This window comes from Croceitalea sp. P059, from assembly GCF_031846365.1.
GTDB classification, from domain to species: domain Bacteria; phylum Bacteroidota; class Bacteroidia; order Flavobacteriales; family Flavobacteriaceae; genus Croceitalea; species Croceitalea vernalis.
On sequence record NZ_JAVRHW010000001.1, the window covers coordinates 238,241 to 250,766 of the forward strand.

The 12,526-nt window shown below is 35.1% G+C and carries 9 protein-coding genes; 3 read left to right on the forward strand and 6 right to left on the reverse strand.

The window, feature by feature from the left end:
• Nucleotides 1–198: 198 nt before the first annotated feature.
• Genes RM542_RS01015 through RM542_RS01025 form a run of 3 tightly spaced genes read left to right on the forward strand, consistent with a single transcriptional unit; the run spans nt 199 to nt 3,283 of the window.
• A complete protein-coding gene (locus RM542_RS01015; RefSeq protein WP_311383842.1) occupies nt 199–2,583 on the forward strand; it encodes a TonB-dependent receptor in 2,385 nt (794 codons plus the stop codon).
• Between the two features lie 33 nt (nt 2,584–2,616).
• Complete coding sequence (locus RM542_RS01020) at nt 2,617–2,739, forward strand: hypothetical protein (protein WP_311383843.1); 123 nt, start codon at nt 2,617–2,619, stop codon at nt 2,737–2,739.
• A 4-nt stretch (nt 2,740–2,743) separates the two neighbouring features.
• A complete protein-coding gene (locus RM542_RS01025; protein WP_311383844.1) occupies nt 2,744–3,283 on the forward strand; it encodes a DUF1569 domain-containing protein in 540 nt (179 codons plus the stop codon).
• Nucleotides 3,284–3,304: 21 nt separating this feature from the next.
• Here the strand turns inward: RM542_RS01025 and RM542_RS01030 are convergent, their stop codons facing one another.
• From RM542_RS01030 to rpmA, 6 genes are all read right to left on the reverse strand, one after another.
• Entirely contained in the window at nt 3,305–3,850 is a 546-nt protein-coding gene (locus RM542_RS01030) for a RidA family protein (RefSeq protein ID WP_311383845.1), read from the reverse strand.
• Nucleotides 3,837–6,938, reverse strand: a complete 3,102-nt coding sequence (locus RM542_RS01035; protein WP_311383846.1) for an FG-GAP-like repeat-containing protein — start codon at nt 6,936–6,938, stop codon at nt 3,837–3,839. Before RM542_RS01035 ends, RM542_RS01030 begins: the two co-directional genes overlap by 14 nt.
• Before the next feature lie 42 nt (nt 6,939–6,980).
• Entirely contained in the window at nt 6,981–8,063 is a 1,083-nt protein-coding gene (locus RM542_RS01040) for a membrane dipeptidase (RefSeq protein ID WP_311383847.1), read from the reverse strand.
• 98 nt (nt 8,064–8,161) lie between these two features.
• Nucleotides 8,162–9,178 carry a phytase gene (locus RM542_RS01045; RefSeq protein ID WP_311383848.1) on the reverse strand — a complete coding sequence of 339 codons (1,017 nt, stop codon included), beginning with the start codon at nt 9,176–9,178 and terminating at the stop codon, nt 8,162–8,164.
• Nucleotides 9,179–9,246: 68 nt separating this feature from the next.
• A complete protein-coding gene (locus RM542_RS01050) occupies nt 9,247–12,081 on the reverse strand; it encodes a TonB-dependent receptor (protein ID WP_311383849.1) in 2,835 nt (944 codons plus the stop codon).
• Between the two features lie 183 nt (nt 12,082–12,264).
• Nucleotides 12,265–12,525: a 50S ribosomal protein L27 gene (gene rpmA / locus RM542_RS01055; RefSeq protein WP_311383850.1), complete on the reverse strand. Its 261-nt coding sequence runs from the start codon at nt 12,523–12,525 to the stop codon at nt 12,265–12,267.
• Nucleotide 12,526: the final 1 nt, after the last annotated feature.

Here is a 12,526-nt window from a genome sequence, read left to right on the forward strand (position 1 = left end):
ATAACACCTTTTTTCTACTGTTGATATTTGATTTGAATTGTAGCTATCTCATCTGAACTGTAATCTAAAGACTTAATCAAGATTTTTCGCTTTAAAAGCTAAATCAACAGCCTATTTGAATAATTAACGATACATAAATTTAGTGCATATCATAGGCAAACAGACTTTTCATCTTTGAGTAAATCAAACAAAAAAGTCATGAAGAATTTAGTATTATTATTGCTAATTGCAACGTTTCAATTAGGTTTTGCTCAAACAGGTGTTATAAAGGGCGTAGTAATTGATAAACAATCAGAACAACCACTGGAAGGCTCAACTATTGAATTACTTAATGTAGCAACAGCAACAGGAGTTATTACTGATTTTGATGGCAGATTTACGTTGGAAAATGTGCCATTAGGTCGGCATGCTATACAAATTAGTTATATCGGATACGAGAGTTTAACGCTTCCCAACATTGAGGTAACCGCAGGAAAACAAGTTATTGTCAACATCAGTCTTTTAGAATCATTTAATCAACTAGATGAAATTATTCTGACGAATAATACCAACCAAGATAAGGCACTAAACAAATTAGCAACCGTTTCTGCTAGACAGTTTGGAGTAGAAGAAGTTACTCGATTTTCTGGAGGGCGAAGTGATGTAGGTAGGTTAGCAGCTAACTTTGCAGGAGTTTCTGCGCCTAATGATAGTAGAAATGACATTGTGGTACGAGGTAATAGCCCCACTGGACTTTTATGGCGACTGGAAGGTGTTCCTATTCCGAGCCCGAATCATTTTTCAACCGCAGGTACCACTGGTGGACCTGTTTCTGCTTTAAATCCAAATCTTTTAAAAAATTCAGATTTTATTACTTCAGCATTCCCGGCGGAATACGGAAATGCTATAGGAGGTGTTTTTGACTTGGGGTTTAGAACAGGAAATCCAGATTCTTATGAATACACATTGCAAACAGGAATATTTACAGGTATTGAAGCCATGGCTGAAGGTCCTTTGGGCACTAACAAAGGGTCTTTTGTTGTTGCTGCTAGATATTCCTTGGTTGGTTTATTAGGTGTAGGAGCTGGTGGAACCTCAGCCGTACCCAATTACAATGACCTATCTTTTAATCTCGATTTTGGAAAGGTTAATAACGGCAGTCTATCCTTTTTTGGCATTTTAGGAGGTTCAGATATTGAGTTTCTCGGTGATGATATTGATGAAAAAGATCTGTTCGCTGCAGAAGATGAAAATAGTTTTGCCGACTCTAAATTCGGAGTACTCGGACTTAAGTACAATTTAAGTATTGGAGACAAAGCGTATTTAAAAACTATACTTTCTGGATCTTATTCCGGAAATACTTTTTTTGCTGATAGATTTATTGACAAAAATACCCCCGAAGAGCGTTTGATAAGATTTACAGACGCTGATAATACAGAAGTACGGTTTACACTTTCTACACTTTTTAATAATAAAGTCACTAATAAATTCAGCTTTAGAACAGGATTACTATTTGAAAACTTTAATATTCAAAATCTATTGAGAGATAGAAACGAGCAAGCAGATACAAATGGAGACGGTTATCCTGATTTAATAACCTTTACCGACATTGATGAGAACATCAGTCTTATTCAACCTTACATTCAAGGTCAATTAAGATTAAGCGAAACTTTAACCTTAAATGCCGGTCTACATTCGCAATACAGTACATTAAATAAACAATTCGCTTTAGGGCCCAGAGCAGCCGTAAATTATCAATTTTCACCTAATCACGCCCTTAATTTTGGTTACGGATTGCATTATCAAAATATCCCATATCCTTTACTCTTTTTAAATGAAAATGTTGGTGGAAACATTTCACAGACCAATAAAGACTTAGACTTTGTTCAAAGCAGTCATTTTGTTCTAGGTTATGATGTTAAATTAGGGAATTCATGGAGAGGAAAATTGGAGTTATACCGCCAAGATATTAATGGAGCTGGTGTTGAATCTAATCCCTCTAGTTATTCAAGTTTAACTGAAGGTGCAGATTTTATTTTTCAAAATGACCGAGTATCATTGGTAAATGATGGAACTGGGTTCAATCAAGGTATTGAATTTACGTTGGAGAAATTTTTTAGCAAAGGGTATTATGGCCTATTTACTGGTTCCTTCTTTGAAAGTAAATATGAAGGTAGTGATGGTATTGAAAGAAATAGCCCCTTTAATAATGGTTATGTTATTAACATTTTGGCGGGTAAAGAATTTAAAATTGGAAATTCAGGAAATAAAACTCTTTTTGTCGATACTCGTGTCACCAATTCTGGTGGACGCTATTTTACTCCTGTAGATTTAGAAGCGTCGCAGTTGGCCGGTTTCGAAATTTTGAGAGAAGATGAAGCTTTCAGCCAACAATTAGACGACTATTTCAGATGGGACGTTAAGTTTGGAATTAAAATTAACAGCAAAAACAAAAAACGTTCTCATCAACTTTATTTTGATTTGCAAAATATAACGGCAAACGAAAATATTTTCACAAGAAGATATAACCGATTGACAAATCAAGTTGATCAAGTAGACCAAATAGGATTTTTTCCTGATTTTGGTTACAAGTTTCAATTTTAAGCGTCATATAGTCAACAATCAAAAGCAACAATCATGAAAAAAGTAAAAGAAAAAACTCAAAAGAATGCAAAAGAAATAAAGACTACTACCTTTAGCCTAAATAGAAAAAAACTATCAAAAACTCGTTTTATATGGTGGGGTTGGAAAACAGTTTAAAAAGATGAAGAAAATAGCGCTCATTTTAGGGATAATTATAATTGGCCTTATCGCCTTTGTTCAATTGAGAAAACGTGAAACTTCACCAGATTTTTTAAATAAAGAATTTGGTGAAATAGAAAAGTTATTTTCCAAAAGAGATTTTGCAAATCCTGAAGTTTCGAAGGCGAATGTTGCTTGGCACCTAGATCATATGTTAAAGACAATCAATCAAGTTTCGAAAAAGTTAATCGATTCTGATCCAGGTGCATTTCGTTCAAATTTTAGTCCCCAAAGAACTTTTGTACATACTTCTGGTATAATTCCAAGAGGAGCTGCAGAGTCACCAAAAAATGTAAGACCACCCGAAGTTGTTTTATTAGATAGTCTTGAAAGACAGTTAAGTCTAGCAAAAATTAACTTAAAAAAAATCACAGATCTAAATGAGAAAGCAAATTTTCAACATCCCATATTTAAGCAACTAGATCGTGACCAAACCAGACGATTTCTTGATGTGCATACCAACCATCATCTAAAAATTATTCGAGATATTTTAAATGATTAATTTTAATGTTATGACTAAATTCTAATCATAAACTTCAACAATCAATTCTATTTCAACACATTGACCTCTGGGCAAAGACGCCATACCTACAGCTGCCCTTGCATGTTTTCCTTTTTCTCCAAATACTTCAACCATCAAATCAGAAAACCCATTAATGACTTTGGGTTGATCTACAAAGGAAGGCTCGCAATTAACCATACCCAACACTTTAACAACACGTTTTACTCTATTAAGGTTACCAAGCATTGATTTGAGTACAGCAAGTTGATTAATTGCCGTAAGGCGTGCACCTTCATAGGCTTTTTCAATAGTAACATCTTTACCAACCTTACCTGTAATTTCTGTGCCATCGGCATATCTTGGCCCTTTACCTGCTAAGAAGATAAGATTTCCAGTTTGTACCCCATTCACATAATTAGCTACAGGTTGTGGGGGACTCGGTAAGGTGATACCTAATTCTTGTAATTTGGCCTCTGGATCATAATCTTTTTCGGGCTCTTCTTGACCAAATGAAACAATGCCAGTTAAAATAATTATCGGAATAAGTAATTGACTAATTTTTTTCATTTTCTACTTTTTTACGCGGTTCAAAATCAGCTTCTTTCCAGAGCGCATTACTATCATAATAATTACCATTCGTAATTACTGCGGAAACCGTTCTTAGGTTAGAAATATCTTTAAGCGGGTTTTTATCCAGTATAGCTATATCAGCCTCTTTGCCTATTTCTAAACTACCCGTTTGTTGTTCCATCTTCATTACCCTAGCTGGGATAATGGTGGCGGTTTGAATAGCCTCAAAAGGAGTTAGCTTTGCAAGTTTATGGTATGCCTCTATTTCTTGATACAAACTAAAAACCGGCACTATATTATCTGTACCCGCTACAATTGGTACACCTGCTCTAAAAAAGTGTCCTATTATTTCTAAATACTTGGTATATCTAGCCTTTCGCTCTAGTGATGCTTCTAGACTTACTCCCTTTCTATTCCTTTTGGGTTCCCATAACTCATAAGCTATTCTTGGCGCATCTGGTTCAATTGTTTTTAAAGCTTTTCCCTCCTGTAAAGAAGTGATAATTCTTATATTCATTGTAGGATCCAAAACAATTTTATGTTCCAATAGAAAGTCAGTTGCTCTTTTAATCTGATCACTACTAATCGCATTATAATCTATTTCTAGTTTCCCAAAATTCTTTTTTTTCTCATTAGGAAAAAGTAATGAGGTTATCGCTCTATCATGACTAAACATATTCATTCCCAATTTTACAGCATCTGCAACGGTTCCAACAGGTGTAGGTATATGTCCAGTTACTGTAACCCCTCTTTTATGTGCCTCTTCGGAAAGCACTTTTAAGATGTCAGGTTCTATTGAGTTATAAATTTTTATCTGCTTATACCCTAGGTCAATATATCTTTTTACTACATCTTTTGCTTCTTGTTCCGTTCTGGCTCGAATAATTCCATTACCTTTTTTTCCAGGTCCATCGGTCATTCCCGCTAAGAGAATATCTGGCCCTAGTTTACCTTCTTTTGTAATGGCATCCCTAAAAGCGGTAGCAAACTCAATCTCATTACCATTATCTCTGATTGTAGTTACGCCTCCGGCCAAGTAGGCAGGTGCCCATGGTACTTGATTGCTATGAGCATGCATATCCCAAAGCCCAGGAATGAGTGTTTTTCCTTTTACATCAATAATTTTTGCCTCCGTCGGAAGTTCTATTTTGCCTTCATCTTCTATCTTGGCAATACGTCCATCTTGGATAAGTAAAACTTTATTTTTTTGGGTTTTATCATGAATACCATCTACTATATCTCCGCCTACTAAAGCAATAGTTTTGAATGGTTGTTTCTTTTGATTTTTGGTATATGTTGCTAAATCTGTCATTTGTTCTGCGACATGCCCTGCTATAAAAGTCGACATGGCGGATTCATAGCCCCTTTTAATAACTTCTCGAATTTGGGTATTAGCTTTAACTAAAGCAACGAGATTTTTATGCTTATCTAGCCAAACCGTTCTACCGCCCCAATTGATTCCTTCAACAACATATCTATCTAGTATTTGCTGTTTCCCCTTAATTTGTATGGTGTCTTTAGCCGTATGCCTAATCTCAATTTTACCTCGGGGCAAAGTAGTTAGGCCTTTTGGCCATTCTCCATTCTTAAAATAATAATGATATAGCATCATTTCTATAGCAGCTGGAATATTGCTATGAAGTGGAAAAAACGCCTCCTTGATATTAATCGTAACAGGGTCAAAGTATTCTTCCAATATTGTTGCTTGATTATCGTGCAACTCCATTTTAAAAATGTTTGTTGTGTCTCCACGAGCAATTCGGATACTACTATAAAATTGAGGCGAAAATCCATCCTTAGTTACTTCTAAAACTGATTGAACACCAGATATTCTACCTCTTTCATTTTCACCTTGTAAAGACTCAATACGCAGGTTGTCTTTTTGGTTAACAATATTGAATGTCTCTTCTCCAATTAAAGACTGTCTCCGATAAACTAAAAAAACTCCTTTTTGATCTATATTTTCTAGCGCAGAGTCTTTATAACGATTAAAGTAATATCTATTGACTTCATCAGAATTACTTACTACAATATCCGGCAAACCATCTCTATTTAAATCATCAGTATAAATGTCATAAGTGAAAGAATCTTTATCTGATAAAGTAATCTTCTCCCAATTCTTTCCATTATTTGAATTGATAAAAACATGATTAGGTTGTCTAAAATTTCCAACAACGATATCGTCATTTCCATCAAGATTGAAATCTGCAGTGCTTAATGAAGAAGTATTATCCGAAACGGAATCATATACTATTTGAGATTCATATTTTAAAGTACTACTCCCGAAGTAGATTCTATTAGGTTCGCCAATATTAGCACTAACAATATCTAGATATCCATCATTATTTACATCTGTGATGGCAACAGCTCTGGTATTATCTTTTCCACTGCCAAAAGGAACTTTTGTTGTAAAATTTAATTGACCGTTGTTTATATAAACATAATTTTGTTGTTCATCTCTATTGGCTAGTATAAGATCGTTATCTCCATCATTATCCATATCTGCTACTTCTACATCAATAGTAGAATCACTCATACTACCAAAACCAAGAGACTGATTAAATTTTCCTTTCCCATTGTTTAGACATATTTCATTTTGTCTTCCTCTATTGGTAATTAGAATATCTTCATCACCATCATTATCAATATCTGCAACAATAATATTTCTCGTTGGTGCATAATTTTCTCCAAAGTTGCCTGCTTTAGTAAAATTTCCTTTACCGTCATTTATAAAAAGGCAATTGGGTGCCATATCATTACCTACGGCGATATCAAGGTCCCCATCATTATCAAAGTCGGCTAACTCTGTTGAATAGCTAGTTGCTCTTTCAGCACCAAGAGGTTTAGAGACCGAAAATTTTCCGCTACCATTATTAAAGAAAATCCTATTTTGACCAGGCCAATGTCTTCCATTAGCTAAAACCACGTCCTTATCACCATCATTGTCTAAATCACCTACACCCATAGAAGCAGTCCGTTCTATATGAGTTCCAAAGATTAACCTGTTATTAGTAATGAATTTTACCGATTGGCTTTGAACAGCGAAGCCAATAAAAAGGAATAAGAAAAGAGGTGTTTTGGTCATGTGCTAAACTATTTTAAAATGAAAGGAAAAGAGAAACATAAATTAAGACTGCAATACTTCATCATAATACCGCAAGAAATTTAGACCCAATATTTTTTCAATATCACCAGTGCTATAGCCTCTTTTTTCAAGAAGTCTTGTTACATTTTGATATCTATCTGTTTCATCAAGCTCAGGAATCCACGGTGGCCATTGTACTTTATAAGAAGGTTTGAACCGTGTTAATCGAGGTACGTACCAATTCTCTCTTGTTGCGCCATTCGCCTCTAATCCTTGTATCGGATAATCAGCAGCTAATCCCACATGGTCTATCCCTCCAACTTTCACAGCATGATCTATATGGTCTACGTAAGTTTCTAGAGTTGTATCAACACCTAAGTTTGGCCCTAACATATAGCCAAGGCATATAATACCCATTACTCCTCCTTTATTTGCCATAGCTTTTATCTGTGCATCTGTTTTAGCACGGGGATGATTTTTATGTAGTGCCTCACACATAGAGTGGTTAATCATTGCCCCAGTTTTACTGAACTCAATACCATCATCGGTAGTTTGTCTACCACAATGAGAAAGATCAATAATAATACCTAGTTCATTCATGCGATTAACTGCTTCTATACCGAAATCGGAAAGTCCCGCATTGGTTCTTTCTGTGCAGCCATCACCAATCAAATTACGTTCATTGTAAGTAAGCTGCATCCAACGAGTTCCGGCTTGATATAGAATATCTAGATTATCTATATCATTTACAATCATTCTCGAATTTTGAAAACCAAAGAGTACTGCAACTTTATTTTCTTTTTTTGCACGCTTGAAGTCTTCTGCAGTAGTCGCGTGAATTAATTTGTCACTATTATCATCTACAATGTCTTTCCAATTTACCAAAGAAAGTAATGATCTATTTAAGTTGAAAGAATCTAAGGAAACATTAAAGCCGGAATACCCGGTCTTTGCGAGGGCGGCAAAAGAAGCTTTATCCCAGTTTCTGCCTATAATGAGACCATCTATAACTATGGATTGGTTATAAACCTTGCTCTCCTTATTAAAGGCAGCCTTAGCATCATAGGTTAAAAGGGATGATAAGGCTCCAAGTGCTGCAAGTCTATTAAATTCTCCTCTATTCATTTTTAAGGTGGTTATTTAGCCTAAGTTAGTAAATATTAGACTCCACTTACTTGATGATAAAAGAATTTTGGTTTCAAATTGAGAAATTTGTGATTACCTTATTTTTGAGGGATTATGTTATTTAAATCATAAAAATAGAAGTTCTTAGCATCGTTCATTGCTACAAAAAGTCCATTAGGAAAAGTATCATTAAGAGGCACAGTTACAACTTCACAACCATCGGTTTCAAGTGTTGCAAGATTTACAGCTTTTATAAATGTGTTATCTTCTTGTGAAAAAATATTAAACTCTCCCTGCTGCTGATTGGAAACAATAAGTTGCCCCTTCCCATGCTCATAAGTCGCAATGGCGATACCCTCTATATCCTTTAAAAAGTATTCTCCGCCAAAGCAAGATATTTCTTCATTCCCCATACTTGGCTCAGCATAATATTTTCGAATACAAACTCCTTCATCAGAATAATAAACAAAACCCATTTCGTCATCTACAGCAATGGCTTCAATTTCTTTTTGACCACTAAAAGTGCCGAACTTCCTAACTAAATTTGACTGAATTTCTAAGCTATCTGCCTTTAGTTCATACTGATATAGATAATTAGTTGCAGGCCCTGTTTTTCTGCCTACAATAGCATAAATTTTAGAGTCCTTGGGTGACTTATATAGCGAAATTCCCATTGGTAAATTCTGCTCAAATTCTGTGGCATCTTTAAAAACTTGAAAACCTCCATTATCCAATGGTTTCATATCTGGCACAGAATACATTCTAATTTGTTGTTTTTCTCTTTCGGTAAAAACAAGAATGTCTGTTTGGGTAGTGTCGTTAATTTGAAAACCATATTCCACATCCACATTATTAGGTCGCTGAATGTTTCTTATAGTTTTTTCTTCAATTATTTTTCCTTCTAAATCAAAAGCATATATCGCGCCATTTGTTTCTTTATCAGTACCAAACACAATGCTCTTTGAAGCATCCTTAGGATTTACCCAAATTGCAGGGTCATCAGTATCATTTAATGTGGTTTCTGTAACAATGTCTGGTTTTATGGGAATAAGCTTGCTTTTTTTACATGATGTAAGACCTATTAAGACTAAAAAAAAGATACTAATTTGTTTCATAATATTCAATTTAAGACAAAACCGCCCTCTTTTTCAAAAGGACGGTTTTAAGGCTAAACTAACTTAAACTATTTTTTAAATAAGTCATATTTTAGGCCAAAAGTAAACCTAAGACTATAAAACTCTACTTGTTGTGTTCTTGCACTTACCCCTTGAAAGTAACGTAAAGGTTGATTTGTAATATTATTGAGGTCTGCGTAAAGTCTTAATTTATTATTGATTGCATATGAAGCATTAAAATCCAAAAATGTTTGAACATCATAGTACCTATCTTCAAAAGCATTACCGCCTATCTCATCGATATAAGAATCTGAGAAGTTTAATGATAGTCTTGCACTAAACTTTTTGTCAGCATAGCCTAAAGAACCATTGAACATATTTGGTGCTGTATTAGGTAAATCTAAATCGGTACGTTCATCACCATCTTCATTACGAATGCCATCAGCACTTGAAGTCAAGAACGTATAATTGAGGTACAAACTAAAATTTCTAGCAAAGCCTGGTAAAAAATCTAATTGCTTTTGAAAAGCGACTTCTGCCCCGAATATAGTGGCTTTATCTCCATTTAAAGGTTGAAATAAATCAAATCCTGCTGAACCGGCACCGAATGAGTCATCAGGAGCTTCAGAAATAAATGTGTAAACAAAATCATTTATATTCTTATAAAAAAGACCACCAGAAATAAGACCTACGCTTTTAAAATAGTGTTCTGCCATTACATCAAAATTCATTGATGTTGTTGGATCTAGCTCAGGATTTCCTACAAAAATTTCTTCGTCACCTTCTACAAGATCGGAGAAAGGTGTTAGATCAACATAGTTAGGCCTTGCTAAAGTATTTGTCCAAGCAAGTCTTAAAATTGTATTATCAGAAACATCATATTTAAAGTGCAGACCTGGCATAATATTCGTGTATGAACTTTCATTTGTTGTTTCTCCTATTACTTCCTCTTCATCTAATATTTGATTTCCAGTAGCTGTTATTTTAGTGTTCTCTAAACGTAAACCCGCTATAACACTTAACTTATCTGAAAGCTTTTGGTTTGCCATAATATATGCGGCCCACACATCTTCACTAACATCAAAATTATCTCTTAGAAATTCATCAGGAACTGATTCGCCAGCGTTATCGGTCAAATCAAGTCCACCTAAGAAAACCTCATCAGGATATAATCCCGCTTCGTATTGACTACCAGCCAAGAAATTAGAATCCGTATAGCTTTTAGTCGGAAAATCGGCTAAAGTTGGATATTGGTCTTCTAAGTCAAATTCAAAAAAGTTATTATCTCTAAACTTCTTTTTAAAACGACCTCTTGCACCAAATTTGACTGTTCCATCACCATTTCCAAAAAAATCAGAAGGAAGTTCAAAATTAATGAAGAAGTTAATATCTTCTTCTTCTGTATATTGAGTTTCATTGGTGATTTCATCAAACTCAAAAGCGCTTAAATCGTTAACATCTGCAGCATTTTCTGCGGTCATTATTGGAAATTCGGGGTCAGTATTATCATTTAATACCGAATACTCCGCTACATATTGTGCATAACGTTCATCCAATCTTTCTTCAGAAGCCTTTGCATATGAAGCCATCCAATCCATTTTCAAGCTTCCAAATAAATGGTTACCGCCGAGACTATAATTTTGCATTCTCTGGTCTTCCAACCGTCGATTTTTATTTCTATCATTATTTATTCCCCCTTTTGTTTCTCTAGCAATTTCAGCCGGGAACCTTGTAGGAACCCCATTAGTGATTGTAAAGTCATCAACACCAATATTCTCTGGGTCTAAAATCTCTTGAGCTAAGACAAAACGATTTTCTCGATCATCTCGCCAATTATACATGGTCTTTAAATAAATAGTGTTGTCCGCATTAAAATTATAATCAAAATTTGCGGCAAAACTTCTACGAATACGCTGTACCAAATAGGTGCGTTGTTCACTTACGTTTGTGTAAGGATTTACATCCAACTCTTCTTCTTCACCGTCCTCGTTGGTAAAGGCAAACTCATCAGTCCATTCCGCTTCTACATTGTCAGAACCAAAATCGTTATCATTAATTGAGGCCGACACCATCCAACCAAATTTGCCATCCTTACTCCGGTCGCCAACTAATAAAGAACCATTTAAAATTCTTTTGTCAGTAATAAAATTGATTCCTGAACCAGCAGTGGCAGAAAGTCTAAAGCCTTGCGGAGCAGTTCTAGTAACCAAGTTCACAGAACCACCAAGGGCATCAGCATCCATATCGGGAGTTACTGCTTTGTTTACTTCAATGGTCTGAATCATATCTGAAGGAATTAAATCCATCTGAATATTTCTGTTATCCCCTTCTGCAGAGGGAATACGGCTACCATTTAAGGTTACGGAATTAAGTTGTGGTGATAAACCACGAACAATAATATTTCGTGCTTCACCCTGATCAACTTGCATAGTAATTCCAGGTATTCGCTTTACTGCATCTCCAATATTAGCATCTGGGAACTTCCCTATCTGGTCCGTAGATACTACATTGGTAATGTTAAGATTTGTTCTTTGAGTGTTAAGCGCTTTTGCTGTACCACTTATTCCATAGGCAGATACTTCAACACCCTCTAATTCAACATTAGTGGAATTCATATTTAAATTCACTACTGTTGTTTCTCCATTAATTACTGTAATTTCTTGAGAAACGGGTGAGTATCCAATATAAGAGATCTCTAGTGTATAGGTGCCTTCCGGCACCGCTACAATGGTAAAGCGACCATCAAAGTTAGATATTGCCCCTTTTTCAATTGAAGCGATATAAACGCTAGCACCAGGTACATAAATCCCATTTTCATCCGAAATGGTGCCCTGAATATTTCCCGTTTGAGCAAAAATAAATGAGGTAAAAAATAAACTTAAAAGACTTAAACTACTTTTCATTTTCTGAGTGGTTAATTATAGACCACAAAGAACTTGGAAATAGGTATAATATGAGGTTAGTTAATTTTTAAGATTAAATCAACTTTAGTCAAAATAACATGGTAGTTTAAAATAACCTAACAGTTAGTTAACAAAAAACCCCCACCAAAGGTGAGGGTTCTATATTTTTAGAAAAAGAATATTTTATGCTTCAAAAGGTTCTATAGAAACATAAGACTTTCCGCCTACTTTCTTTTCAAATTTTACCAAGCCATCAACTTTCGCATGTAACGTGTGGTCTTTACCTGCGTAAACATTTTCACCTGGGTTGTGTTTTGTACCTCGCTGTCTAACGATAATGTTACCAGCTATTGCAGCCTGACCGCCAAAAATCTTAACACCTAATCGTTTCGATTCTGACTCTCTACCGTTCTTTGAACTACCTACACCTTTTTTATGTGCCATT